General features: G+C 59.8%; 21 protein-coding genes and 2 pseudogenes. 7 read left to right on the forward strand and 16 right to left on the reverse strand.

Annotated elements, in window-relative coordinates; genetic code table 11:
- Nucleotides 1-12: 12 nt before the first annotated feature.
- Complete coding sequence (gene cysC / locus E0H22_RS24095; protein WP_233023454.1) at nucleotides 13-1,911, reverse strand: adenylyl-sulfate kinase; 1,899 nt, start codon at nucleotides 1,909-1,911, stop codon at nucleotides 13-15.
- Between the two features lie 10 nt (nucleotides 1,912-1,921).
- The gene (gene cysD / locus E0H22_RS24100; protein WP_233023455.1) at nucleotides 1,922-2,764 is read right to left on the reverse strand and encodes a sulfate adenylyltransferase subunit CysD; all 843 of its coding nucleotides are present in this window, start codon (nucleotides 2,762-2,764) and stop codon (nucleotides 1,922-1,924) included.
- 199 nt (nucleotides 2,765-2,963) lie between these two features.
- Between cysD and E0H22_RS24105 the strand changes: the two genes are divergently transcribed.
- Entirely contained in the window at nucleotides 2,964-3,677 is a 714-nt protein-coding gene (locus E0H22_RS24105; protein ID WP_233023456.1) for a phosphoadenylyl-sulfate reductase, read from the forward strand.
- Between the two features lie 172 nt (nucleotides 3,678-3,849).
- Here the strand turns inward: E0H22_RS24105 and E0H22_RS24110 are convergent, their stop codons facing one another.
- Together E0H22_RS24110 and E0H22_RS24115 are read right to left on the reverse strand one after the other, a co-directional pair.
- Nucleotides 3,850-4,692, reverse strand: coding sequence for a CmcJ/NvfI family oxidoreductase (locus E0H22_RS24110; RefSeq protein WP_233026532.1), 843 nt, complete (start codon nucleotides 4,690-4,692; stop codon nucleotides 3,850-3,852).
- Nucleotides 4,693-4,977: 285 nt separating this feature from the next.
- Nucleotides 4,978-5,202 carry a hypothetical protein gene (locus E0H22_RS24115; RefSeq protein ID WP_233023457.1) on the reverse strand — a complete coding sequence of 75 codons (225 nt, stop codon included), beginning with the start codon at nucleotides 5,200-5,202 and terminating at the stop codon, nucleotides 4,978-4,980.
- Between the two features lie 469 nt (nucleotides 5,203-5,671).
- On the opposite strand from E0H22_RS24115, the gene E0H22_RS24120 reads away from it, so the two are divergent.
- Nucleotides 5,672-5,866 carry a hypothetical protein gene (locus E0H22_RS24120; RefSeq protein WP_233023458.1) on the forward strand — a complete coding sequence of 65 codons (195 nt, stop codon included), beginning with the start codon at nucleotides 5,672-5,674 and terminating at the stop codon, nucleotides 5,864-5,866.
- Between the two features lie 643 nt (nucleotides 5,867-6,509).
- Nucleotides 6,510-6,932: pseudogene (locus E0H22_RS26085) on the forward strand (SDR family oxidoreductase); the annotation flags it as partial.
- Between the two features lie 159 nt (nucleotides 6,933-7,091).
- On the opposite strand, the gene E0H22_RS24130 reads toward E0H22_RS26085, so the two are convergent.
- Nucleotides 7,092-10,226 (reverse strand): autotransporter domain-containing protein, encoded by a 3,135-nt coding sequence (locus E0H22_RS24130; RefSeq protein WP_233023459.1) that lies wholly within the window; start codon nucleotides 10,224-10,226, stop codon nucleotides 7,092-7,094.
- A 419-nt stretch (nucleotides 10,227-10,645) separates the two neighbouring features.
- On the opposite strand from E0H22_RS24130, the pseudogene E0H22_RS24135 reads away from it, so the two are divergent.
- Nucleotides 10,646-10,765, forward strand: a pseudogene (locus E0H22_RS24135) (MFS transporter); the annotation flags it as partial.
- Between the two features lie 900 nt (nucleotides 10,766-11,665).
- On the opposite strand, the gene E0H22_RS24140 reads toward E0H22_RS24135, so the two are convergent.
- From E0H22_RS24140 to E0H22_RS24180, 9 genes are all read right to left on the reverse strand, one after another.
- A complete protein-coding gene (locus E0H22_RS24140) occupies nucleotides 11,666-12,991 on the reverse strand; it encodes a sensor histidine kinase (protein WP_233023460.1) in 1,326 nt (441 codons plus the stop codon).
- Nucleotides 12,988-13,710, reverse strand: coding sequence for a response regulator (locus E0H22_RS24145; protein WP_233023461.1), 723 nt, complete (start codon nucleotides 13,708-13,710; stop codon nucleotides 12,988-12,990). Before E0H22_RS24145 ends, E0H22_RS24140 begins: the two co-directional genes overlap by 4 nt.
- Nucleotides 13,711-13,836: 126 nt before the next feature.
- Entirely contained in the window at nucleotides 13,837-14,583 is a 747-nt protein-coding gene (locus E0H22_RS24150) for a DUF3108 domain-containing protein (RefSeq protein ID WP_233023462.1), read from the reverse strand.
- Nucleotides 14,584-15,031: 448 nt separating this feature from the next.
- Complete coding sequence (locus E0H22_RS24155) at nucleotides 15,032-15,520, reverse strand: DUF2147 domain-containing protein (protein ID WP_233023463.1); 489 nt, start codon at nucleotides 15,518-15,520, stop codon at nucleotides 15,032-15,034.
- Nucleotides 15,521-15,582: 62 nt separating this feature from the next.
- Complete coding sequence (locus tag E0H22_RS24160; RefSeq protein WP_233023464.1) at nucleotides 15,583-15,975, reverse strand: tetratricopeptide repeat protein; 393 nt, start codon at nucleotides 15,973-15,975, stop codon at nucleotides 15,583-15,585.
- A gap of 13 nt (nucleotides 15,976-15,988) precedes the next feature.
- Complete coding sequence (locus tag E0H22_RS24165) at nucleotides 15,989-16,687, reverse strand: class I SAM-dependent methyltransferase (protein WP_233023465.1); 699 nt, start codon at nucleotides 16,685-16,687, stop codon at nucleotides 15,989-15,991.
- Nucleotides 16,688-16,718: 31 nt separating this feature from the next.
- Nucleotides 16,719-18,896, reverse strand: a complete 2,178-nt coding sequence (locus E0H22_RS24170; protein WP_233023466.1) for a xanthine dehydrogenase family protein molybdopterin-binding subunit — start codon at nucleotides 18,894-18,896, stop codon at nucleotides 16,719-16,721.
- Nucleotides 18,896-19,339 carry a (2Fe-2S)-binding protein gene (locus E0H22_RS24175; RefSeq protein ID WP_233023467.1) on the reverse strand — a complete coding sequence of 148 codons (444 nt, stop codon included), beginning with the start codon at nucleotides 19,337-19,339 and terminating at the stop codon, nucleotides 18,896-18,898. Before E0H22_RS24175 ends, E0H22_RS24170 begins: the two co-directional genes overlap by 1 nt.
- 222 nt (nucleotides 19,340-19,561) lie before the next feature.
- A complete protein-coding gene (locus tag E0H22_RS24180) occupies nucleotides 19,562-20,512 on the reverse strand; it encodes an SDR family oxidoreductase (RefSeq protein WP_233023468.1) in 951 nt (316 codons plus the stop codon).
- An 89-nt stretch (nucleotides 20,513-20,601) separates the two neighbouring features.
- On the opposite strand from E0H22_RS24180, the gene E0H22_RS24185 reads away from it, so the two are divergent.
- Entirely contained in the window at nucleotides 20,602-21,207 is a 606-nt protein-coding gene (locus tag E0H22_RS24185; protein ID WP_233023469.1) for a TetR/AcrR family transcriptional regulator, read from the forward strand.
- Between the two features lie 203 nt (nucleotides 21,208-21,410).
- Here E0H22_RS24185 and E0H22_RS24190 read toward each other — a convergent pair whose 3' ends face one another.
- The gene (locus E0H22_RS24190; protein WP_233026533.1) at nucleotides 21,411-22,316 is read right to left on the reverse strand and encodes a LysR family transcriptional regulator; all 906 of its coding nucleotides are present in this window, start codon (nucleotides 22,314-22,316) and stop codon (nucleotides 21,411-21,413) included.
- A 155-nt stretch (nucleotides 22,317-22,471) separates the two neighbouring features.
- Here E0H22_RS24190 and E0H22_RS24195 point away from each other — a divergent pair, with 155 nt between their 5' ends.
- Nucleotides 22,472-23,464 carry an MBL fold metallo-hydrolase gene (locus tag E0H22_RS24195; RefSeq protein WP_233023470.1) on the forward strand — a complete coding sequence of 331 codons (993 nt, stop codon included), beginning with the start codon at nucleotides 22,472-22,474 and terminating at the stop codon, nucleotides 23,462-23,464.
- Nucleotides 23,465-23,485: 21 nt separating this feature from the next.
- Nucleotides 23,486-24,568: an aldo/keto reductase gene (locus tag E0H22_RS24200; protein ID WP_233023471.1), complete on the forward strand. Its 1,083-nt coding sequence runs from the start codon at nucleotides 23,486-23,488 to the stop codon at nucleotides 24,566-24,568.
- Nucleotides 24,569-24,692: 124 nt separating this feature from the next.
- Here the strand turns inward: E0H22_RS24200 and E0H22_RS24205 are convergent, their stop codons facing one another.
- Nucleotides 24,693-25,277: an MFS transporter gene (locus E0H22_RS24205; protein WP_233023472.1), complete on the reverse strand. Its 585-nt coding sequence runs from the start codon at nucleotides 25,275-25,277 to the stop codon at nucleotides 24,693-24,695.
- Nucleotides 25,278-25,479 lie beyond the last annotated feature (202 nt).

A 25,479-nucleotide genomic window follows, 5' to 3' on the forward strand; every position in this document is an offset into this window, starting at 1 on the left:
GCCATGGCGCCCTTACTCGGCGGCTTCCAGCAGAATGCCCGTGAATCTCAGCATTTGCTCGATTTGCTCCGCCGATGCAGACACTTCGGAGGTCGATGTATCGATCTTCAGATCGACGTCACCAGGCGGCTGATACTCACCCGTGATGCCGGTAAAGCCCTGGATTTCACCCGCCCGCGCCTTTGCGTAATGACCCTTGGGATCGCGACTTTCACACACCTCGCTCGGCGTCGAGACATAGATCTCGCGGAAATTGTTACGCGCGATGCGGCGCGCTTCCGCGCGATCTTTCTGGAATGGCGACACCGCGGCGACGATGGCGATGTGACCATTCTGCGCGAGATGGTTGGCGACCTCCGCGAGCCGCCGGACATTCTCGCTGCGATCCGCCGGCGCAAAGCCGAGATCGCCATTCAGTCCCGCGCGCATGGTGTCGCCATCGAGCAGGATCGGTGAACCGCCATTGCGAAACAGCCGCCGCTCCAACGCCAGCGCCAAGGTCGATTTGCCCGAGCCCGGAAGCCCGGTGAACCAGACCACGGCACCGCGATGATGGAAACGTTCGGCCCGCTCCTGCGCCCCGAGATCGGACGCCACCGGAACGATATTGATTGCCGGCGCACGTTCCTCCGCCTGGACCGACAGAATGAGGCCGCCGCCCGCGATGCGCCCGTCGACCTCGATCACGAGACGTCCGGTCGGCGGACTGTCCGGATAGCGATCGGCCGCGACCGGTTGTGCGAGCAACAAATCGACCTCGCCCACATGATTCCGTTCGATCGTCTGTCCCACGGCAGCAGCGAGATTGCCGGGATCGATGGCTTTCTCGATGCTTTCCACCATCGCCCTCACCTGCCGGACCCCGATCCGCACCACGATGGAGGCACGTGCCGTCAGCGGCTGCTCATGAAGCCAGAACAGACGTGTCCGCAGCCGCCTGACCGCGGCTGGCGCCGCTTCGGCTCGCGCGATGACATCGCCGCGCTCAACGAACAATTCACGGTCGAGCGTGATTCCGACCGAGTGCCCCGCGGCGATCGTTTCCGGCGCCGACGTCACCGACCAGCCTTCGATCGACTTGATCCGCGCCGTCTTGCCGGCCGGCATGACGGCAATCTCGTCGCCGACAGACAAATGCCCCGCCTCGATGCGGCCGGCCACGATGCGTCTGTCGTCGAATTTGTAGATGGCCTGCACCGGCAAGCGAAGCGGCCGATCATCGAGCGGGCGCGTGGTCTCGAACTGTTCGAAGGCTGCGATCACCGTCGGCCCGCGATACCAGGCCGCGCGATCGGTAAACTCGGCAACACCGTCGCCATCGCGGGCCGAAATCGGGATGACGGCCAGGGGCACTACACCGAGCCCCGTAAGATGGTCCGAGATCTCATCTCGGATCACACTGAACCGCTCCTCGTCGAAGCCGACCTTGTCCATTTTGTTGACCACCACGGCCACCTGCTTCACGCCGAGCAGATGCAGCAGATAGCCGTGGCGCCGGGTCTGGTCGCGCACGCCCTCGAGCGCGTCGACGATGAGCACGGCGCCATCGGCCTGCGCCGCACCGGTGATCATGTTGCGCAGGAATTCGGCGTGGCCCGGCGCATCGATCAGGACGACATCACGGCTTCTGGTGCGAAAGCGGATCTGGGTCGTGTCGATGGTAATACCCTGGTCGCGCTCGGTCTGCAGCGCATCGAGAAGGAACGACCATTCGAACGGCATGCCGCGCCGCTCGCTGGCCGCCTTGAGCGCTTCCAGCTTCCCGTTCGGCAGACTTCCCGTTTCGTGCAACAGGCGTCCTACCAATGTCGATTTGCCGTGATCGACGTGACCGACGATGACGACGCGCAGCTGCGGGCGCCGAGGCCCGGGAAGCAAAGCGGATGCGGAAATATCTGCCGACAAGGTCATGACACTGCTCTTACAGATAGCCGGCGGCGCGCAGCCGCTCGAATGCGTCTTCGGTTTCGTGATCGAGAGCGCGGCCCGCACGCTCCGGCACCTTGCTGTTTTCCAGTTCGATCAGAATTTCGGCAATGGTTGCCGCTGTCGAAGCGACGGGATGCGTGATGTCGGCGTCCCCGAGCGAGCGATATCGCTTGCCGTCGCGCGCGAGATAGAGCGGAATGATCGGGATGTTTTCGCGCAGCGTGTAGGCCCAGATGTCCGCTTCGGTCCAATGCAGGATCGGATGCACGCGCAGATGCGCGCCGGGTGGCGGCGACGCGTTGAACTGATCCCAGAACTCGGGCGGCTGATCGCGCACGTCCCAGCCGCCTTCGACACCGCGCGGCGAGAATACCCGCTCCTTGGCGCGGGTGGCCTCTTCGTCGCGACGAATACCGGCAATCAGGCCATCGAACCCGTATTTCGCCAGCGCCTGCTTGAGGCCCTCGGTCTTGCGCGCCGCCGAGCGTGCTGCGGGCGGCAGGGTCGGATCGACCGCATCAATGGGCGGGCATGGCTCGATGCGCAGATCGAGATCCCACTCCTTCGCGTAACGATCGCGGAACGCATACATCTCCGGAAACTTCTTGCCGGTGTCGACATGCATTGCAGGGAATGGCACGTGGCCGAAGAAAGCCTTTCGCGCCAGCCAGATCATCACGTTGGAGTCCTTGCCGAGCGACCACAGCAAGGCGATCTTCTTCAACCGGGCAAAGGCCTCACGCAGGATGTAGATGCTTTGCGCCTCGAGTTCATCGAGATGGCTCATTGCCGGAGCAGCGATGGCGGCGGGGTGGTCGAGAACGGAAGAATCCATGGCAAAATCCGCGAGGTCTTTCGCCTCAAATCGAACGAAAGACGGACGCGCAGAAATTGCATCCATAGAATCGAGGGATAAGAGGAGGAAATTTCATTCTAACAAAATCAAAAAGAAGAAATATTGCTCTCTTTTTGATTTACTATAGATCAGTATATAGAATCTTGTTCTAGTCAAGCCCCTCTTCGATGATAGCAGCATGTCCCCCACCGAGCGCGCCCTGCAAGCCACACACCTGAACGATCTGCTGCAGGCAGCCTCGCCCGCCGACGTGATCAGCACAGCGCTGAGCTTCGTTGGCCGCGACCGGCTCGCCGTCGTTTCATCCTTCGGGACACAGTCCGGCGCGCTGCTCAAGATCGTCGCCGACGTCGATCCGAACATCCCGGTGATCTTCATCGACACCGGATGGATGTTCGCGGAGACGCTGCAGTATCGCGACGTGTTGGTGGATCAGCTCGGTCTGCGCCATGTGCGATCAGTCCTCCCGCAAGCAACAACACTTGCGCGCCTCGACCCCGATGCAGACCTATGGTCTGCCGATCCGGACGCCTGCTGCCAGTTACGCAAGGTCGATACACTGAATGCCGCGATGGCGGAGTTCGATGCATCCATCAACGGGCGCAAGCGCTTTCAGGCCGCGACACGCGCCGATATCCCGATCGTCGAGCTCGACGGCGACCAGTTCAAGTTCAATCCATTCGCGCGGATGACGCTGCCCGATATCGAATTGATTTACGCGACGGCCAATCTTCCGCAGCATCCTCTCGTGGCGGCGGGCTTCTCGTCGATCGGCTGCATGCCCTGCACGTCGCGCACCCTGCCTGGCGAAGATCCGCGCGCCGGCCGCTGGCGCGGCCGGGCCAAGACGGAATGCGGTATCCACCGCAAGACGGAATCCTCACCGCCCTGAGGCATTTTCTGCTTTGATGGAATCGTGTCCCGGACGCGATGCAGCATTCCAAGCGAAGCTTCGCAGAGCCGGGACCGCAACAGACGCCGAGCTTTGCACGGTCCCGGTTCTGCGAAGCAGGGTTGTCGGCGATGCTCTGCATCGCCTGCGCTGCTGCGCGCCCAGGACACGTTCAGGCACGATGAAAGACAAGTGCACGCAACTCGATGCTCTCGCGCGGCGGAGCGTCCGATGGCGTGGTGGGGTCGACGAAGGCGGTGTGTGGCCCGAACCGCGTCCGGCCATCGGATGCCGAATCGTAGCATTTCAACAGCAATGCCTCGTTCCGTTCCATCTCAGGAAAATAGAACCACTTATGACTGGGATGATAAGTGACGGAGTAGGTCTCGCCCTGACGATTTGGATAGATCAGATCGGACGCCACCAGATCTTTCTGAGCGACGCTGGTCCCATCGCACATCGCGAGCGGGGTATCCCTCAGCGGCCCTTTGATTGGCCGCCACAGGTTGATCACCTGCACACGACCGCGCAGCAGTTCGTCGGCCTCATCCGGCAGATGCTCGCGAACCCTGTTCGGCCCAGAGTGTAACGTCTGATCCACATGCACCCGGCTTGCCGGCTGACGTGGACCGCCACCGCGGACATCCGCCGCCCCTGCGACGCGCCGGCGCACGGTGTGGTCGAAGATAAACACCCTATCGGCGTCCAAACTGCTGCGAATGAATTCGCTCGCTTCCGGATAATAGACGCGCGTGACTTCTTCATCGTCGTAGAAGTCCTGCACTGTCGTGTGCTGATCGACGAGCTCAAAGCCTGCGCGGTCGAGCGTGAGCCTGCCCCGTATTGGACGACCATTGGTAATCTTGACCTGCACCGCCTGCGGCATCGCCGTGCTCTTGGGCTCGCCTGGCGGCGGATCATAGGCATAAGTCCGCGGCTTCTCGCGCATGGGCGCAAGATAGTTCAACTCCGCCGTCACGTATGGCAAAGTTCCGCCCCGAATATCATAATGGATGGCCACAGCGTTGCTCCCGTCATGATGTTGATCGTCACGATCGAGATTGACACGGCAACGCCCGACTTCAACGCACGCTGCGAAATAGCAACAAGCGCTCTGATTTTCCGCGCGCGGCGTCACATTCGTTCTGCCATACCGGGCATAACGCGCAGAATGCATGCCGATACGAATTCAGTAGCTGGTCAGCACCACAGAGCAGGCTGATTCACGTCGACCGGAACCTGGATGATGCCGTCGCCGGATCGCGGATGTGGAGGCTGCGCCTTTCCTCCCGCTTGCCGCTCACGCGAATGTCCGATGGCTCCGTCCGGAGCGGTGGACATCCCAGCTTGGATTGCAGCCGGAGACATTTCGGGCAATGGCATCCGTGCCGGCCTCTTCGAGGAAGGCAGGCATTACATACAAACCTTTGAATTCGCTGATTTGTTCAGAAGCGACAGAGCTCAAGAAGTCGATGGTGCCCAGGGGCGGGTTGTCCCCGGCGATCATCAACGACAGCAAAATCAAGAACTTAAGACTACCGCGTTCGAGCTGTGTGTATCACCGAAATGTAGCATTGTCGATTGCTGAGCACTCGTGAGACCTCGTTCAAAATCGACACGTCGTTCTGCGCAACTAGGCCGATGCAACGCTCCTGAGAACGATCAGAGCTCCGGAACACTAGATGGTGGAAGCACTATGAGCGTTCAGAACAGCGCGCATAGCCCGCATCCTATGGGCGCTGCTCTTCGAGCTACCAGACAACGGAGATATCGCGAAAAGAGGACCAGATTCGCCATTACCCCATCAGGGTCGATCTCGCACTTTGCGAAAAGTGGCCGCAAGCGAAGCATCTAAAGTCCTTGCGTATTGCCGCAATGGTCACTGTAGGCGCGTTTCGTCTGGCAGTCGCTGCCTGGAGCAAGGATAATGGAAAACGTTCGCCCTCGGCCCATCTCCGCGAGACGTTTGCAACCCTCGAGAGCACATTTCAGGTATGATCACCCGCGCGGAAGTGGATCGTGCAAGCTGGTATCGTGGCGTGGACGTCTTCACCATTGGTGAGGCGGCTTTAGAGCCCTGTATTGAAGTTTCGTTAATCGGATCGGACAACCTTGCGGCTCTGTCGAAACGCAATTCACCTCAAGGCCGCCTGCTCGTAAACGTATCGAGCGGCGGCCTTTTGTATTGAGAGGTCCGATAAGTCGAAAAAACCGGAGCCGCATCTGAGAAACGCGGCTCCGGGCCGTCGCACTCAGACGCAGGGGCTGGCTCATGGCGGCGGCGCCCGAGCGCTAACCCGATCAACTTACACCAACCTTACAAATCGGACTTCCACACAGCCCTCCTATTGGCAGTCGAGTTGCGGTCTTCTAGGCCTTCGAATGGCCCGAGATAGGCACGTTGTTGAGGGCCAGACAGATTTCGTGGAGCCGAGAAGCGGGGATCCGGTTTTTCCCGCTCGAGGCAGTTGGCGCTCCGGATGGACATGTATGGACCAAGTCCCCCAGCCACGCCGGCGCATACTTATAAGCCAGATCGCAACGCTCATGGATCGCCCACGCGACGCCGACCGTCACGTCTCGTGACCAATTCTCGGTCGTGTTTATTGTGACGACACAGAGCGGACCGAAATACTCGCCGCCCATCAGATCGGTGATGACGGCTTCAAGATCGGAGCCGTTGACATCGGCTTCTCGCCAAACGCTGCCGCCATGGGCCATGACAATCGACGACGGGGTAGATGGCTCCAGCCCGAACGCATGACGCACCTCCTCAACTATACGGCCTACTAAGATGATGTGCTGGCGTTTGATCGCTTCCCGATCCCGCAGATGATCGAGCGAGCAATGGCGCCGTGTTGCACGTTACCTCGACCCAATCGGTGCTGCCCATGCCCGAATCGATCACCGCCTACGCCGCCGCCAAGGGTGCGCTGAGGACCTACAGTAAATCCATTTCCAAAGAAGTGGGCCCAAAGGGGGGCCGGATCAACATCGTCTTCCCGGCTGGATCATGTCTGGGATGCCGTCGACCTGGTGAAGAATATGCAGGCTGCCAATGGCGTTACGTTCGAGGAATCAACGCAAGCAATCATGGCCTGGATCGGCGGGATCCCGATCGGACGAGGTGCCGAGCCATATGAGGTCGCCGAAGCCATCGCCTTTCTGGCCTCGCATCGCGCCTCTTCAATTCATGGCACGGAGCTGGTCGTCGACGGGGCGCCGTCTCGACCGTTTGATCTCAGCAAGCGCTGATCGTTGCGACGATGGCTGCGACTTTAACGAGTTCGAACGCTATGGCTGGCGCCGGCTGCAAACTTGCTATCAAGCAGCAAGGCTTGGTTGTCAATCAAGAGAAGGTCCGCCGTCTCATGCGCAGGCATGACCTGCAGACCAGCGACCGCTTGTTTGAAATTACCAGGTGAAGCGCGCGCCGGCCGAGAGCTGATGGCTTGTGGCGTTGCTGCGATATTCGCCGTTATACGCGGCGAATACGCTAAGGGACTCGCTGCGCCAGCCCGAAACTTTGGCGCTGACCAGGGCCGCGTTGCGGCCCGGCGCCGCCGCCGACACCAGAAAGGCATCGTCGAGCAGCGCGGCTTGGCTGGTCAGCGTTGTGTCGCGCAGATCATGGCCCCAGGCGAGCTTCAGTTCCGGGATAAACGTTGTGCCGTCGGTTGTGCGGAGGCGTGCGCTGAGGGCCGCGCCGGCGATGCTGGTCAGCTTGTCATAGGCTCGCGTGGCATAGGCGAGACCGATGGGCTGCTGGCTTTCGCTATAGCCATCGCGGCGAAAACCCTGCCAGCTGAGGCCGCCGAATGGCTTCAGCACTAGGTCCGGCGTCAGGCTGAAGCGATAGCCCGCCTCCACGGCGGTGCCGAGGCCGATGCCATTGGTGCTGCCCTGCAGCGACGAACTCGAGAGCACGATCTGGCGGCTTGATGACATTGCACTGGGGCCACCGGCGATACGGACATCGACCACGGCCGCGCCCGGCGTCCAGCTCGCATAGAGTGCGCCGCCATAGGTATCGGACACGCCCTGCGTATCGATGCTCGTCGCCGATGTATGGGCGTAGCCGAAGGCAGCACCGGCCATCAGCGTATTGGAGAAGCGGCGATCGGCGCCGAGCGTGAAACCGGCACTGGTCGCCTTCGAGCCGGCGAGATCGCCGCTATCACCGACGCGGCTGGTGCGGCCAAAACCCTGACCCCAGATGGCCCAGCCATCCTGCGCGCGCTCGCCTGGCCCGATGCTGGCAAAGGCGTTGAGCGCGGCCGAGGTCTCGGCGGTCAGCATGTTGCGGCCGGCGTAGGACAGCGCGAAGGACTGCGCCGCGCCGTTCTGGCCTGCGTCGCCACCGAAACCGACGATATCCTGACGATCGCCGATGGCGCCGAGGAAGCCGGCAAAGGCCTGCAGCGACGCGCTGGCGACGGCTGGCTGGCCGGGGCCGCTGAGCTGCGACAGCGCCTTTTCGACCTTCGCCTCGCTGTCGAGCTGATAGAGCGCATCATACAGCGCTTTCTCGGGGGCCGAAGGCACCACGCCGGGATCGGTGCGGTGGCTATCAAGCAGGCGCCCGACATGCTGCGCATTGGCATCGAGCGCGTCGGTATCGGCGAGATTGGTGAAGCTCGACGGCGTAACCGCAAGGGTGATCGAGGTCGGCAGATAGATCAGGTCGAAGCGGGCGTTGTCCGCCAGCCCCTGGGTCGGCTGCACCAGGGTCGAGAAGGTGCCTGCGGTGCGTGCGCCGTAGAAGGCCTGCACGAAGGGCACTTCAGTGCCTATCTGGGCCGTGAAACCGCTGGGCGTACCGATGCTGCCGCGCAGGATCGGCGTCAGCGTGCCCGCGGCATAAAACACATTACCGGCACCAGTGACATAAATCCGGTCATAGGTGCCGGGACCGCCCGCGACACCCGCGATGCCGTCGATATCGATCCGCGTGGTCGCGGTGGAGGTCAGCGTGACGTTGCCGTTGAAGGTCAGCGTGCCAGCCGAATTGCCGGCGGTGACGATGCCCGCGGTTATCGCATTATTGCCGATCAAATCCTGCAGATTAGCCATCTTGCCCGGCGACAGCGTGCCGGCGATCTGCGTGTTGCCATTGATCGTGCCGAAGCCGGCCAGCGTCGCCGGCCGGGCGATGCTCAGCAAATTGCCGACGGTCATGCTGAGCGTGCCGTCCACCGATAGCGTGCCGAGCTGAGCGAATACATTGCCGCCGGCATTGGTGCGGCCGGAAATGGTCAGAATGCCGTCACCCGCTTTGGTGACGTCGCCCTGGGTCTGCAGCAACTGGCTCCAATAGGTCGTGCTGCCGGCGGCAACGGTCTCGGTCGCATTGGCGGCCAGCGTGGTCGGTCCGTCGGTAGCGCGGTCGAGCCGGATCAGGCCTTGGCCGAACACGGTATCGATGCCGGGCAGCCCGAGATCTTCGGTGGTGGAGAACAACAGATGCGACAGATCCTGCGCATTATAGGTGGGATTGGCCTGGATCAGCACGGCCAGCGTGCCTGACACAGTCGGTGCCGCCATGGATGTGCCGGAGAGATAGTCATAGCTGCTGTAAGGCACCGTCGAATAGAACTGTTGTTGAGCGTTGTCGCCGCCCGGCGCGGCCACGCACCAGCTCGCGGTGACGCCGCAGCGGTTCGAATAGTACGTCGCCTGCTTGTCTGCGGTGATGGCCATCACACCGATGATCTGGCCGGGCTGATTGCCGAGCGCGCTGTAATCGAGCCCGAGGCCTTGATCATCATAGACATTGGTATGCGCATGGGCCGGCTGCACATAGGGATAGAGCGCGAGGCCGCTCGGATTGTTCGCCGCGTCCGGATGAAAACCGTAGTCATTGCCTGTGGCTGCAACGATGATCTTGCCGGCGCTCAGAGCGCCAAGCACGGCATTATATGTCGCGCCGGACATCATCGTGTTGAGGCCCCACACCTGTAAGGCCGGTTTGGGGGGGATATTCGGCCCGTAGCTCGCATTGTAGACCATGACGCCGTTCAGCCCGTCGAAATACGAAATAGGGGCTGCGCCAGCATCAGCGATCGCGTCGGTATATCCATAATACGGATTGGAAAGGATGGTACGAATGGGGACCAGACTCGCGTCGTAGGCAACGCCATGCATCTGGCCAGCGACGTTGCGCGCCGCGATGATACCGGCGACATGGGTGCCGTGCTTGTCGTAGCGCACCACACCTTTCGCATCCACATACGGTAACTGCGGGGATACATCGTTTGGGTTATACGGGTTGTTGCCGACGCCGATGAAGTTTACGGCGCGCGACAGATTCCATGCGCCGGCTAGTGCTGGGTGATTGATGTCGAAGCCGCTGTCGCCGACCGCGACTGTCACGCCGGCACCCGTGAAACCGCGGTTGTAAGCCGCCTGCGCGTGGATCAGATCGAGCGGCCAGCCTTGTGGATTTGGACCTGTCTGAGCTGCCGTCCCTGCGATCCCGAGGCTGCTGAAAAGCGTTGTTCCCAGAAACAGCATCGACATCCGGCGCAGACGCCCTTCGATTTTCCCCACAAGAACTGCCCTTCCAACTACGCGGATCGCGCGCATCCCCATGCGCGTGGCCCATGCCAATCAAATAACACTTCGAGGAATACGTAGAAATGATTCGCCGCCCGGAAACTACGATGACTACGCCATTTGATCGGGTATTTTGCGATACGGCTGGTCTCACCCGCGTTCGCAGCCCTGTGCTTACTTCCCAAGACTGAGACCTATAACCCCGACGGCAAAGGCGGCCTGGCGAGCACAGCCGATCCTATCGGTATAAGGCTTGAAGATGTGATATGACATAGCGGGACCTAAAGAAGCATGACGATAAGCTACAGTTACTATTGTCCAAACAAAGACCTCGAAGGCAGAATCGTCCGCTCCCACGCCGGCGGCCTTTGAACGTTGTCACGTCGCACCTTGCCCGCTAGGATCTCTCCACAGCGCGCGATCTCGGCATCTCCACAAACTGGTTCTTCGCCGCCTTTTCGGCATCCCTGATTATCTCCGGACTGCTAGGTCCAAGGGTCGGGTCGCCGTCTGATCGGCCTTACGGTCAGAGAAGTAGCAGGCTGGCGGCTTCCCTGCAAAACTAGCGGACGACTGACGCTGTCTGGCCGCAGTCGTCTTCACTAGCGGCAACAAAGTCGAACTATCGACTTTCCCGAACTGGATTGGAGGTGTCCGAACCAACAAAGAACTCACGCTTGTGGTAGAGGGCGATCGGATGACTGAAAACTTCCAACGTCCCGAAGGGTCGAGGATTCGCATTACGTTCGAGCGGGTCCGCTAGAGGCTGAAGAGGGCGATGCGGATCTATCCGCATCGCCTGTGCTGCCTAACGCTCGTCGAGTGAAGAGTGAGGTGCGCAGCAAACGGACATAGTGCGAAATCGGCAAATCAGATGCTAACGGTGTTAAGAGGTGCCGACTGCTTGTTGCTGCAAAGACGCACGTCCGACGCGTATCTTGAGAGGACAGAACGAAGGACACGCTGGCACTTCCCGAGCCTCGATTGCTAGCAATATTACGCACACACGACCAAGCGTCGGCGAGCTAACAAAGTAAAGCCAGAGTGATCGTGCCGTCAACACGCCAGCATTGGCCAGGTAGGCTTGAAGGAGGGCGACGCGGACGAATTCGCCCCCTACAACGCAGGTCATTTCCGGCGTGATGGCAGCCCCCAGGAGGGGCGTAAGTACGCGCAAGAGCGCAACGTCGCGTCGATCGTAGAAGTGCATGGGTTAGGCTCCGTCTCTCGAAGCATAATGGATGCTAACCATCACTTCTTTGGGGCTCAGATGTTTCTTGATGTTGCGGAGGAAGCTAACCGCTCTTCGATGTCGAGCACCGCTCGCATGCCGCATCATTTAAGCTGCGGCCCCCGCACCCCCTTCCACATGATGCACACACAGCGTTTGCGTGAGCTTCACTTGAGCTTGCCTGAGAAAGTTATCTGATCATCTACGCCGTACGCACGACCGCCACATTTGCAACGTCACGCTGGGCAGAAGAATTATCGCAACGAACGATGGAGAACCTGCTTCCGCGTTCGGCAGATGGGAGCAAGATCGACTGTCGTAGCCCGCGCGGCCGTCGGTTTTCGATCAACAATCGTCCATTAGACTTTTCAATAATTTCCTTTGCAATTGCGAGCCCCAATCCGGCTCCCGGAACTTGCTGCCTTCGGGCCGGGTCAACACGGAAGAACGGCTCGAATACACTGGCCATGAGATTTTCAGGGATGCCTGGCCCAGCATCTTCGATAATGACCGCACATTCCGACCCTTGCAGGTGGACAGTGACACGCGCGCCCTCGCCATGGGTTGCAGCATTGATGATCAGGTTTCGCAGGGCGCGGACAAAGGCAAGCGGCGCTACCGAAGCCTTAGCGCTCTCACATGGCCCACGCACGACGGCAAATTTCATTACTGCCAAATCATCGCATACGCGCCCAACCACGTCTTCAATGTCGATGATCTCGGTCTTGTCAGCGGACGTTTCTTCGCGAACAAGCTGTATGGCACTGTCGGCAATGCGATCCATTTCATCCAGATCGCTTAGCCATTCGGCCTTTTCGCTTTCCGGAAGAAATTCTACGCGAAGCCGCATTCTTGTCATCGGCGTTCGTAGGTCGTGGCCAGCGCCAGCTACAAGCCGCATTCGGCTTTCGACGGCTTTCCTCAGGCTTGCTCCGAGCTTATTAAGCGCTTTTGCCGTAGCCCTGACCTCGTCGGGGCCTTCCTCGGGGATATCTTCAAACGAACCACGAGCGTTGAGATTTGTAGCCAGTGTCTCCAGTATACTCAATCGACGCGTGATATGGTGAGCAGCAACAAGCGCGACCGCGGTTGTGCCAATGGTGATGATGGCCATCCACACCAGCGCGGCATACCAGACGAGGCGCGGTGGCCCGTGGGTGGGGCCAGGAAAGACAAGCCAACCGCTGCCGAGATTGATCGAGATTGTCGGCGTCTTGCTGCCGTCGACCTGCGTTGCGATAACGTCGAAGCCGATCTTCTCTTGCGTGAAGGTATCTCGTAAGAGAGTTGTAGTATTTTCGATTATGCGACCGGAGCTTGGTGCCGACACAAGGCGAAGGTCCCGCCCCGCTTCCGCCCGTTCGTTCGACGGCGCAATCATGCGCACACGATCAACAACGGCTTCAGCGAATTTCTTATCCCCAATCGCGCAGAGCGAATAATGGATGAGGATTGTCGAGAGCCCCACGACGCACACAATCGACAAGACAAGCGTCATGGCCATACGGGCGCGCAGCGTGTTCATCATTCGGGCTCCACGTTCTCGACTGGCGCGGCAAACAGGTATCCGCCGTTCCGTATGGTTTTGATTATCCGAAAGTCATCGCCGTCGCCGAGCTTTTTTCTTATTCTGCTCATAAGGACATCGACCGAACGGTCGAAAACCTCATCCTGTCCACGATTGGTGATTTCGAGCAGCTTGTCGCGGGTTAAGAGCTTGCCGGGACGTGTTACTAATGCATACAGCAGGTCGAATTCTGCCTCCGTCAGATCGAGCGGTGCTCCTGTTTCGTCGAGCAGCGATCTGCTGCCCGGTTGCAATGTGAACCTGCCGAATCGATGCATGCGGGCGTGAGACAGCCGGTTATCGTGCTCACCGTGCCGCCGGAGGACGGCGCGGATGCGTGCCAGTAGCTCCCGAGGATTGAACGGTTTTCCGAGATAGTCGTCCGCTCCGATTTCAAGACCGATGATACGATCGACATCCTCTTTGAGGGCGGTGAGAAGAATCACTGGGATCTGAATATCCAGCCGTCGGAGATCTCGACAGATATCAAGACCGGAACCGTCCGGCAGCATAACATCGAGCACGACAAGACTAATCTCATTGATGGCGAGAACATCGCCCATCGTTTTCCGGTCCGACGCCAGCGAAACGCGGAAATCCTGCTCGAGAAGATATCGCCCCAAAAGCTTCCGTATCGCGAGATCGTCATCGACGATCAGGATGTGTGGTTTACGCGTCATTGTCTCAGGTCTTACTTTCGACGGGGCCGAGGTGTCGCGTGGCAAAGAGGCCGTCGATTTCACCATGCATATGGGATGCCATCCGCATTGAATATGGCTGCACCTCGGGAGCCACTGCCCAGCCGTTCAGGTGACACGACGAATGGTCACCGTTCCCAACGATAACGGCACCTCGATCCGGGTCGGCAGGCGAATGCCGTTCTCCTGGCGCGTTTTAGGAAAAGTGACGACGGCAATCGTCGGGCGTCCGTTTCCGGTTGGCCGGTGACCGGCGATCGGTCGGTGCACGGCGCGGCATTCGATCTCATCGTTCCTGGTCCCGCCTGCCACGATGTCGACGTTGAAACGGCTGCTCCCGGTAAAAACCTGCGCGACGCCCGTGCATGGATTGTCGCTTTGAGACAGGCGTAAAAGCTCCGAAATGACGGCGCTGATCGGATCGAGCGCGTTTCTTCGATGGGCCTCTTCTAAAGGGATGAGTCCCCGTTGCTCGGATTCTGTTGGAGGGGGCTCAATCGAGACTGTCGCGGTTCGATCAGGCAAAAAGTCCACCGTGACAGCGCGTTCGGTTGCCCCCTCTGTGCGGAGCTGATACCGGGCCGGCACTATCTTGGCATCTCGCGAAAGTCCTTTTGAGGATGCCACGAAGCGTGTGGATACGCCAAGAAGGGACACGTCACCGCGCAACGTCGCGGTATAGGCGCCAGCTTTTAGCTCGCCCGTCAATTGGCCGGACCCAATCGAGATGCCCGACAATCTCGCCTCGTAGCGGGCACCGAATGTATCTGCTTGTGCAGGCGATATGCCGTAGACCAATGCCGTGAGCACCAAAAACCTCGCTACGAGGCAATGCACACCTGACCAGCCGATCACGACTTGCTCCGAAGAAACATCATGTTCGCCCCCTATTCGACCGGTCGCGGGACGCGCCGCAAAGGAACGTCCGCGCACGGGTTGCCGGCGCAACTGTTCCGCGCCGGCCATTGTTGGACCAATCAAGGCAGGTTTTGGATGGGAATTTCTCTCAACGTTGCTAGACCGTCGGCGGCCGCTCGCCCGGTCGGCGGGCCGGACAAGATTGGGGGACGCATCGCAGCGCGTGCGCCCGTCGCCGCCCGATCTGGTCAATTGCGCGGCGGGGCCGAGCAGCGGGTGAGGACGCCGAATCGACGGTCTCCATCAACGCGACGAACTGCCTGAGATCATCGATTGGAACGCTGTTCAGGACGCGCCCAAGCAGCTGAATGGTTTCCTCGGAAACACCGTCTCCACGGTCCATCGGCTGCTCCTTAGAGAAGGGGCTCATGTGCACTGGAAATCTCTAACGCTTGGCCGCTGGTGGCTTTGTGGCAGGCAGGGCCGGCGTTGCGACCCGCTGCAAGACGATGGTCTGTCCCATGGCTGGGATACCCATGTAGCCGCGGAGATGGAGCTTGCCATCAGTGATCTCTGCCTTGCCGCTGACTAGGCGGCCGGAAGAGCCATCATAGAGGGTGCCGCCGGTCCACTCACCGTTCTGGTAGACCAACCCGGTGACCATCGTGATGCCTTGGAGCGACCGCGACCGAAGCGCCGGATCCGGATTGAGTGTATCCTTTTTGAAGGTTGTTCCGTCGCTCTCGACGATTCGATTACCCCACAGGATGCGTGCGTTGTATTCGGGGCCTGCCTTGAAAAACTCCAGCTTGACCGTTTCGGACTGCCACGTCCCGACGATGTCATCGGGCTGCGCCGCATTGGCGCCCCCCATTGGCGATGCGATGATGAGCGCAGCCACGATGGTGGCGGCAGCGTAAGTCTTCCAGATCATTGGTCAGTTTTCCTTGCTGTGCCGTTAGTCCGGCGTCTCGGTGTTTATTGGATGGGGCTGCTTTAAAAGCTAGTGCGAGATGCGAGCTCAAATGCGGCTTTCGCCTGTTGCGTTTGCCCGGTGTCTCGCAGCAGCACGCCGAACTGCGTCCAGATCTCGGCATGAGATTCATTGAGCTCCAGTGCTCTCCGAGCACAATCGAGCGCACGATCTCTATCCGACACGCCCTGATAGGCAGTAGACAGGTTGTGCCATAGCCAGCAGTTGTCCGGCCGCATCGAAACGGCGGCCAAAAACACCTCGACAGCCAGCTCATAGTTCTCAGCTCGCAGACACATCGCTCCGAACTCGCGCAAGGCCGTCGAGAGTGCGCCGGTTCGCGTCTGTAGCGTAAGGAAGATCGGATACTCCTTCCCCCACTCTGCCAGTTTGGCGAGGACATCTCGCAGCTTCATCAGCGGTACGTCGCTAGTATGCGGCATGGGTTCCACCAACCAGGTTGACGCTCTCGCTTCCGCTCCGTGGTTCATCGGATATCTCCCGTTTTTCGCCGTTGAGCTTCAGATGCTTGTCTGCGTTACTAGCCGATAGGACTGGCCGCGCCGTCCTGCGGGTGAGCCTGTAAACCGCGGCTGGCGGGATGTTCAGGATTGCTCGATCGACAAGGGTGGCCTTAAGACCGAGCCTATCGAGAATACGACGCGGCACCGGACACCGGACACCGTAGGTGAATTGATAGAATGCACCACCCGAGCGGATCACGGAAAACGCACCGTCCAGGATCGCTATGACCTTGCGAGGCGACATGTTTAGAAGAGGCAATCCGCTCACAACTGCGCCGATGTCCTGCTTGCCGAACAAACCCGACGATCCGATGCGTGCCGCATCCATCCAGAGAACGCGAGCGCCCGGGAAACGAAGCTGAAGGGTCTTCACAAAATCGGATCCGTATTCGACGAGGCTAAGGTCGGATGGCCGAACACCCTGTTTGAGAAGTTTGTAGGTGAAAGCGCCTGTGCCGGGCCCGAGCTCGATCACAGGCCCGGTCGACGGTCCGATTTCTCGCGTGATGAGCTCCGCAAGCGCATCGCTGGACGGCGCGATCGCGCCCACGCGGCTAGGCGAGGCAAGCCACGCCAGGAAGAACGACATAAAGTCATGAGACATGGTGCACCTGGATTGTTGCATGACAGCTCGATCAAGCCACGAATGGCAGGCTTGTGGTCGGCTTGCCCGTCAGAACCAGCAGGGCATTCGCAACAGCGGGGGCGATAGGCGGCACGCCCGGCTCGCCAACCCCCGACGGATGTCGTTGGGATGGAACGATATAGGTTTCTACAACCGGGGCCTCGTCGATGCGTAGGACCTCGTAGGTGTCGAAATTGTCCTGAGCGGGCACGCCGTTATCGAGCGTGATCTTGCCATACATGGCGGCGCTGAGGCCGAAGCAAATGCCTCCTTCCATCTGCGCCGCGATCTGATCGGGCGATACCGCTATCCCGCAGTCAATGGCACACACGACTCGACGGACACGCGGGCGCCCCGCGACGACTGCGACCTCGGCAACCTGAGCAACTACAGTTCCGAATGCCTCGTGGACAGCCAACCCGCGGGCCCAGTCGCCTGCCATTGAGCTTCCCCATCCGGCCCGCTCGCATGCAAGGTTGAGAACGGCCAGTCGCCGCTCGTCACCTGCTTTGCGATAAATCGCGCGCCGATATTCTGCCGGATCATGGTCGCCCAAACGAGCAAGCTGGTCTATCGTATGCTCCATCACCATTGCGGTGTGGGAGTGTCCGACCGAACGCCAAAAGCCGACCGGCACGCCCACGCTCGGCGAAAATACGCGGCAGTCGGCAACCGCGCAGCCTGCGACATATGGGGAGTCCTTGATGCCTTCCACTTGCGTCGCGTTAGGCCCAACCGGCAACAAGCTCTGTGCGACGGTGTGATGCCGCCAGGCAACGGGCAGCCCGTGGGCATCACGATCAACCCATAGGCGATGATGCGCCATCGGTCGATAATACCCGCCCGTCATGTCGTCCTCGCGCGTCCAGACCAGCTTCACGGGCCTGCCTTCGCCGATGTGTCGCGCGATGCGAACACTCTCTACGACATAGCCGGACGACATGCCGCCGCGCCGGCCAAATGATCCCCCGGCAGGCAACGTTTCGATTTGCACCATGCCGGGAAGAGTGACATTCGCAATTGCGCTGTTGACCTGGTCGACGGTCTGTAGCTGCGATGCGAAGGTGAGCTTAACCTTGCGCCCAACTACCTGCGCAACGCAATTCATGGGTTCCATCGGAGCATGCGCAAGGTACGGAAAATCGTAGGCCGCCTCGAATTCTGTTTCCTTGAAAGCCGCCGCTGCGTCGCCCTTTGCGTGGTACGACGCGCCGCGTTCATCGGTGCTGCCCCTGCCAATCTGCCGATAGAGTTGCACAAGCTGTTCCGACGATCGCCTTTCCGTGCCGCTATCGTCCCAGGTGACGGTGAGCGCATCCTTGCCCTTACGGGCTGACCAGGTATCTCGAGCAACTACCGCCACTCCGCTCGGTATTGCAAAGACGTCGACAACGCCTTTGACCCTACGTGCGGCCGCGGAATCGAACGACTTAACCTTGCTGCCGAAACGCGGTGGATGCGCAACCATCGCCACCAGCATTGCGGGCATCTGGACGTCCTGCGTGTAGGTTACGCCGCCAGTCGCTTTCAAAGCGCTATCCATCCTCCGCACGCGAGGCGATCCGACGAGCGTGAAATTTTTGATGTCTTTCAGAAGAGGCGCCGCAGGTGGCTCCTGCTTTGCCGCTAATTCCAAGAGATCACCAAAGCTCTCTTGACGGCCCGACGCTGCGTGAATGACCATGCTGTTGCGAACCTGTATCGATCCGGCCGAAACATCCCATTTAGCTGCAGCGGCAAGAACGAACATATCTCGCGCAGCGGCGCCTGCAGTTCGCAATTGAGTCCAGGCGGCGGCGATGGAGCTCGATCCCGCCGTAACCTGCATGCCCTTGTCCCTATTTCTGTAGATAGCGGCGTTGGCAGGCGCGGACATAACCCTTACTTTGTCCCAGTCCGCGTCCAATTCCTCCGCGACGATGGCCGATACGCCAGCGTGGGTACCCTGCCCCATTTCCTGAAAGGCGTTGACGACAGTCACCCAATTATCGCGATCGATTTTGATGAACGGCCCGAATGGACTGCTCAAAGGCGCTTCGGCACCAATGCTCAGGGCCGCTGACGCAACGGCGCCAAAATTTGCAGCAGTGTACCCGACAACCAAGGCACCGCCGGCCAGGCTCCCGCCCAGCAAGAGCTTGCGTCGCGTAAGAGTGAAGGCACTCGAATTCGTTTTTGGCGACGTCATCAGACCACTCCCGCGGCGTCTTTGATGGCGGCCCTGATCCGCTGATACGTCCCGCAACGGCAGATATTGCCTGCCATGGCAGCGTCAATGTCGGAGTCAGTCGGCTTTGGGTTTGCGGCAAGCAACGCTGCCGCTTGCATGATCTGGCCGGACTGGCAATAACCGCACTGCGCAACGTCGCGCTTGATCCAAGCGCGCTGAAGCGGGTGATCGCCCCCAAGCCCTTCGATCGTCGTGATCTTCATTCCCTGTGCGCTTTCGACCGAGAGCGAACAAGAGCGGACCGCATGGCCATCGACCAGCACAGTACACGCACCGCACTGCGCGGCCCCACAGCCGTACTTTGTGCCAGTCAGCTGAAGATGGTCGCGGATCACCCAAAGAAGCGGCGTGTCGGGATCAACGTCGATCGTCAAACCTCGGCCATTGATTTGGAGCTGCATATCCCGCCTCGCTAGATGATCTTTATATCGCACTGGGTGTAATCTTATTTACACTCAGTGCGATCTTGCAAGTTGTGTGTTGGCGTCATTGTGTCGCGGCATCGGAGGGGAAAATCGTTTCGCGTCACCGAACATCAGATGCGCCCGCCGACCGAATTGATGTCGCGGCACTAAAGGGCGGCCGCATGTCGCGATTATTTCCGAAGTTGTCTGCGGCGTCGGTCAGGCCGATGCCGTTTGTCGAGCCGGTGAATGCTCGGCATGCGGCTCTCCGAAGGAAACTCCTGCTAAAACCTGCGACAAATCCCAAAGCTGAGCGGCATCCCCGCGATTTTGCGCACGCTCCGGAATTCGCGCAGGCGCCGGGTTGCCGCGGATCTCGCTCCACCGGTCTGGCCCGTAGTAACCTCCCGGTTTCGCCCCGGAGGACGTGGCTGCAAACAGGGTTGGATATGCGCCTTGAGCCGGGGATTGAAAAACGAACCACAGCAACTGACGCAGCAGGAACGAGGTGCTTAGTTTTCCGGAGCCGTTCGGAATGAGCTCCGTGCGCGCCAAGCCCGGGTGCACTGCTAGGCTTGCGACACCCCATCCGTTCTCTTGGCTGCGCCGCTGTAGCTCGAATGCGAACATCAACTGTGCGAGCTTCGACTGGCCATAAGCCTCGAAGGCTTTGTACGAGCGCTCGCTCTGTAGATCATCGAAATTGATCCGCGCACCACGGTTGGCGATGCTTGATACGCTGATCACTCTTGGTGCGGTGCCTCTGCGCAATAGCGGGAGCACGTGCGACGTCAGGGCAAAATGTCCGAGGTAGTTAGTCCCGAATTGCAACTCGAAACCGTCAACTGTGACTTCTCGCCTTGGCGGGGTCATGACCCCTGCATTGTTGATCAACATATCGATGCGGTCGTAAACCGCGTTCAAACGACGACCGAACGCTGCGATGGAGGCTAAATCCGCGAGATCGACTTGTTCGAAAACAAGGGATGCTTGCGGAATCTGTGCTTTGATTTCCTTGACGGCTGCGGCTCCCTTGCCGGCGCTCCGTCCGGCAATGATGACCTTCCAGCCGATCTTTGACAGCGCCAGCGCTGTCTCGAAGCCTAATCCTCCGGTCCCAGTAATGACGACACGGCCCGTCGTGCCTGCTGTTTCAACTGCATTGTTCACGGAGCACTCCTTGCAAAACGTTACACTCTGTGCGACAATGAATATTGCACTGAGTGCGATATTTCAAGTGGTGATCCGAAGGCTTAACATTGGCGATCGATAATCCGGAGACGAACGAGGGTCTGCGAGAACGCAAACGTCGTGAGACGTTGGCGCGGATCGCCGAGACCGGACTTCGGCTGTTCATGACCGACGGATATGAGAACACGACTTTGGAGGCCATTGCCGAAGCAGCTGGAATTTCCCGAAGGACGTTTTTCTATTACTTCAAATCCAAAGAAGACATCATTCTGGTTTGGCAGAGCAATTTCACGAGCCTGATGCGCGCCGCTGTAATCGCCGAACCTTCGGACGAAACGCCGGTCAACACGGTGAAGAATGCTCTTTTAAAACTAGCCAGTAACTATCATTCAGATCAAAGCATCGTGCTGGACCGGGTCATTCGATCGAGCCCTGCGCTCATGTCGGCGAGCCACGCGAAGTACATTGCCCAGGAGCAAGCAATCTTCGAAGCGCTTTGCGAGAAGTGGCCTCAGGTGAAGCATCGAAAGTCCTTGCGTGTTGCTGCAATGGTCACTGTGGGCGCGCTGCGGCTCGCAGTCGACGCTTGGAGCAACGACAACGGAAAACGTCCACCCTCGGCCTACCTCCGCGAGACGTTTTCGACCCTTGAGGGGACATTCCAGTCTGAGTAATGCTCTCAACAGCTCATAGGTAGTTGGTCCGGAATATATCGTACAAAGTGGCTGGCGGCATGCTCGCTCTTTCGCGGCGACCTGAGAGCATGTTGTTGTTTAAACAATCATCGCCGCGACCTACTGTCACTCGTCTCATCAGTCGCCGGTTATCTCAATGTCCTGAGCTATCAGTTGATGGTCTGACGTCAGCAGGAGCCGCGTCAGTTCGTCGCCTTCCAGTTATAGCTCTGCATGAAGTCAAGAAAGGCGCGCATGGCGGCGCTGGGAAGACGGCGGTTGGGATAGTAGAGAAACCAGTGAGGCAAGATGGGGCTCCAGTTGCAGAGAAGCTCTACCAAGCGGCCGCTTTGGACATACGGTTTCGCGTAGTCATCGAAGATGTGAGCTATCCCTCTACCCGCCAGTGCGGCTTGCAATTCATTGTGCGCAGAACTGACCGTCAAGCGGCCCATCGGAGTGACTTCGATATCCTCGTTCCCCTCGGTGAATCGCCAAGTAACCAGCGCTCCGCCAGGAAAACGTCTTTTAATGCAATCGTGACCACCGAGTTCGTGCGGCGTTTGTGGCTCGCCCCAACTCTTGATGTATTCGGGTGAGGCGACAATCGAGTACCTAAGCGCGGGGCCAAGCGGGAGTGCAATCATGTCCTGCGCAAGTTGGTTGCCGAATCTGACACCGGCATCGAAGCCTTGTTCGACAATATCGATCACCGCCGCATCGCTGATGATCTCGATTTTGACGTCGGGGTAAGCGTCCATGAAGTGGAACACCAGCGGGCACAGGATATGATCGATAGCAGGCCCCGGTGCGTTAATTCTTAGGGTTCCGGATGGGCTGTCCCGCAATTCATCGACTTCTGCGATGGCAAGCCTGATGTCGCTCAACGCAGGGGCCAAGCGTTGAAGCAGGCGTTGCCCTGCTTCCGTAGGCGAAACGCTCCTCGTCGTGCGATTGAGGAGCCGGATGCCGAGTGCTTCTTCCAAGGCGTTTATCGTCTGGCTCAACGCCGATGAAGACACCCCGCGCTCAAGCGCCGCCGCCCGGAAGCCACCGCAGCGGACGATTGAGACGAACACATCGAAGCTGTCGAGCCGAACCGGGTTCATTGCGAAGCGTGTCTTACCAAGCCGATCATAACTGCGCATCTTATCGGTTCAATATCGTCGTGTCATCGTTGACGGCAGCGAACCTGGAGCCGCCTTCTTTCGCCCACTGGCCGCCAGGCCGGAATGTAGGGGCGTGCGCAATTAACGGAAAAACGATGAACGCCTTAACCCTGAACCGACGCACCATTATGCTGTCTGCCGCCGCGGGTGCATCGAGCTTAGTTGTCCCGCCCATCGGCGGTTCCGGTCGCGCGAAGGCACAAGCCGCTTCCTCGCTCGGCGGGAATTCTGGCTACTACCACTTCCGAGTTGGCGACATCCGGGCGACCGTCTTGAGCGACGGCGTCATCAGCGGCCCCCCGCGGGTCTATGCGAGCGACGCGCCCGAGGCGGAGCTTCGAGCGGTGCTGCGGCACGCATTTCTTCCCACCGACCACATGAATCTCAACCTCAACACACTGCTGATCGAAACCGGCGGGCGGCGGATCCTGATCGAGGCCGGCGCAGGCAAGACGATGGGGCCGAATGGCGGTCGCATCTTTGAAAACCTGGCGGCGATCGGACTCAGTGCGGCGGATATTGACGCGATCGTCATCTCGCATACCCATCCCGACCATGTGGGTAATCTGCGAACGGCCGACGGCGGCAAGGCCTTTCCACGCGCCACCGTGTTCGTGCCGAAAGCGGATTGGGACTTCTTCGTGCGCACCGATCCAGACCTTTCCTACATGCCCGTGCCACAGGATTTCCGCGCGCGTTTCGCGGCAGCCATCCAGAATAGCCTCGAGCCGGCCAAAAAAGAGCTCGCGCTCTATGAGGCCGGCGCCGAGATTATCCCGGGCCTCACGACGATTGTCGCGTCCGGGCACACGCCGGGGATGGCGACGTTTCTCGTTCATTCCGGCAACGACCAGCTGCTGCTGACGGCAGACCTTGCCTATCACCCGGTCGTCAACGTGGACAGGCCTTGGATCCCGGGCCCAGATCGCGACAAGGAGACGGCCCTAGCCTCCCGTCGGCGCATCTTCGACAGGGCAGCGACCGACCGTATACCCGTGCTTGGCTTCCACTTCCCGTTCCCTGGGCTCGGTCGGCTGCTCAAGACGGACGGCGCATACGCTTGGGTGCCCGCCAATTGGCAATTCTGACAATTTAGAAAGATAAAATTCATGGACCAATCGAAAATCAATCGACGCGGTTTTTTGAGCACAATGGGCGCGGCGGCAACCGGTCTTGGCATAGCTGGTCGGGCTTCAGCACAGATCCAGACGACGGACGCTGCCCCGTCCGCTGCGAGATCGAGCCAAGATGTACTGACCCGCACCGTGCCACGCACGGGCGAACGGGTCACAGCCTTGGGTCTCGGCACCTTCCTTACCTTCGACCTGAAACCCGGTGATCGGCGCGACGCTCTTAGGCAGGTTTTCGAACGGTACGTCACCGCTGGCGGTCGCGTGATCGACACATCGCCGCTCTACGGCTCGGCCGAACTCAGCGTGGGCCAGTTCATGGGCGGGTATGCGGGATCCGATGGGATGTTCCTCGCCAACAAGGTCTGGGCCACCGGAGAATATTTAGGTGATGAAAGCCGCGCTGAGGAAAGCTTTCGGCAATCGCGGCTACGCACCTGGCGCGCCACGATCAATCTCATGCAATGTCACAGCATCACCAATGCGCCTGTCGTTATCCCACTCATGAAGGCCTGGAAGCGGCAAGGCCTAATTCGTTATGTCGGGGTCACCCATCATGAATCGGCAGCCCAGGATCAGTTGACGAACATCGTTGAACGCGACGATGTCGACTTTATCCAGACCAACTACTCCATCTTCAACCGCGACGCCGAGCGCCGCCTGCTTCCGGCTGCGGCCGACAAGGGAGTCGGTGTGCTCATCAATCTGCCGCTCGAAAAGGCACGGCTGATGAAGGTGGTCGAGGGACGGCCGCTACCGGGTTTTGCGCAGGAGTTCGGCGCAACCAGTTGGGCGCAGTTTTTCCTGAAATGGGTCCTGGCGCACCCGGCCGTAACCAGCGTACTTTGTGGCACATCCAATCCCGACCACATGAGCGATAATGTCCAGGCGATGATCGGCCCGCTTCCCGATACGCGCACGCGCGCTCGTATGGTCGCGCACATGGAGTCAATTCCCGGCTTCAGCTCGATCGGCACGATGCCTTGGTACCCCGGGAAGGAGAATATGTATGCCGGTCTGATCCGCGACGCGCAGGCCAACGCCGCACGACGATTGCAGTGATCGTTCGCTTCCTTCCGCACCACACGTCGTCTTGAGCGTTACAGGACTAAGCTTTCGCCCAGAGAGCAAGACCAGCGCTTTCGACGACGATGAAAGTCGCGCTAAGCAAAAGCGCCCAACTTCCCTAGCATACTGGGAGCACGGGGACCCACGCGGCGTTCGCCAGCGTGACGGCGGCTGCAGTAAACAGAGGTGCCGTCGGCGCAACGGCGCCGAGCGCGCCCCCCAATACGGATCCAAACATAAAGCCCAGGGCCGCTACCGCGCGGAGCATACCGAAGATGCGGCCGCGATCAGCCGGTTCATGGACGTCGGCCACGTACGCATAAACCGTACTGATGCTTCCAGCGGTGAAGCCGTCGATGATGCGGCCGAGGAATAGCACCCACAGCGCGCCGCCATATCCGAAGATCAGATAGCCTGCGGCTGAACCCAACAGTGACACGAGGAGGATCGGACGCCGCCCATACCGGTCGCTGAGAAACCCAAGCACCGGTGCTGCGAAGAATGAGCAGAGTGCGAATACGGCGACGATGAGTCCGACATAAAGTCCGATGAGGTCGTGGCGCACATATTGCCCGACCAGAAACGGGATCACCGGCAGGATGATGGTGAAGCCCGCTACGTTGAGAAACAGCGAGACGGCGAGTAGAACGGTGCGGTTCGCCATGATGGACCGCAGCGGCGAAGTTGAGACGGCATCTTGCACGAGGTGCCTCCGGTTTGGAATCGTCCGGAGCGAGATGCCGATCGACAACCACACGGACGAACCACCGCGCGGCCAGAGCCGCGGCGGGGATCGTCGGGGGTTCTAAGGTCCGCAAGAATTCGCGGAGCAAAGAGGAGAGCCTCCGGAAGGACGGAGGGGCGCGGGCCTACCGAAACCGTGCCTGCCTTTTTCGACGCGGCTC

Origin of the sequence: Rhodopseudomonas boonkerdii (genome assembly GCF_021184025.1) — a bacterium.
In the GTDB taxonomy this organism is placed as follows: domain Bacteria; phylum Pseudomonadota; class Alphaproteobacteria; order Rhizobiales; family Xanthobacteraceae; genus Tardiphaga; species Tardiphaga boonkerdii.

Excerpts from the sequence above, each read along its gene's own strand:
- cysC (WP_233023454.1), bottom strand. The coding sequence starts at position 1,911 with ATGACCTTGTCGGCAGATATTTCCGCATCCGCTTTGCTTCCCGGGCCT.
- cysD (WP_233023455.1), bottom strand. The coding sequence starts at position 2,764 with ATGGATTCTTCCGTTCTCGACCACCCCGCCGCCATCGCTGCTCCGGCA.
- E0H22_RS24105 (WP_233023456.1), top strand. The coding sequence starts at position 2,964 with ATGTCCCCCACCGAGCGCGCCCTGCAAGCCACACACCTGAACGATCTG.
- E0H22_RS24120 (WP_233023458.1), top strand. The coding sequence starts at position 5,672 with ATGATCACCCGCGCGGAAGTGGATCGTGCAAGCTGGTATCGTGGCGTG.
- E0H22_RS24140 (WP_233023460.1), bottom strand. The coding sequence starts at position 12,991 with ATGATGAACACGCTGCGCGCCCGTATGGCCATGACGCTTGTCTTGTCG.
- E0H22_RS24145 (WP_233023461.1), bottom strand. The coding sequence starts at position 13,710 with ATGACGCGTAAACCACACATCCTGATCGTCGATGACGATCTCGCGATA.
- E0H22_RS24155 (WP_233023463.1), bottom strand. The coding sequence starts at position 15,520 with ATGATCTGGAAGACTTACGCTGCCGCCACCATCGTGGCTGCGCTCATC.
- E0H22_RS24160 (WP_233023464.1), bottom strand. The coding sequence starts at position 15,975 with ATGAAGCTGCGAGATGTCCTCGCCAAACTGGCAGAGTGGGGGAAGGAG.
- E0H22_RS24165 (WP_233023465.1), bottom strand. The coding sequence starts at position 16,687 with ATGTCTCATGACTTTATGTCGTTCTTCCTGGCGTGGCTTGCCTCGCCT.
- E0H22_RS24170 (WP_233023466.1), bottom strand. The coding sequence starts at position 18,896 with ATGACGTCGCCAAAAACGAATTCGAGTGCCTTCACTCTTACGCGACGC.
- E0H22_RS24175 (WP_233023467.1), bottom strand. The coding sequence starts at position 19,339 with ATGCAGCTCCAAATCAATGGCCGAGGTTTGACGATCGACGTTGATCCC.
- E0H22_RS24190 (WP_233026533.1), bottom strand. The coding sequence starts at position 22,316 with ATGAACCCGGTTCGGCTCGACAGCTTCGATGTGTTCGTCTCAATCGTC.
- E0H22_RS24195 (WP_233023470.1), top strand. The coding sequence starts at position 22,472 with ATGAACGCCTTAACCCTGAACCGACGCACCATTATGCTGTCTGCCGCC.
- E0H22_RS24200 (WP_233023471.1), top strand. The coding sequence starts at position 23,486 with ATGGACCAATCGAAAATCAATCGACGCGGTTTTTTGAGCACAATGGGC.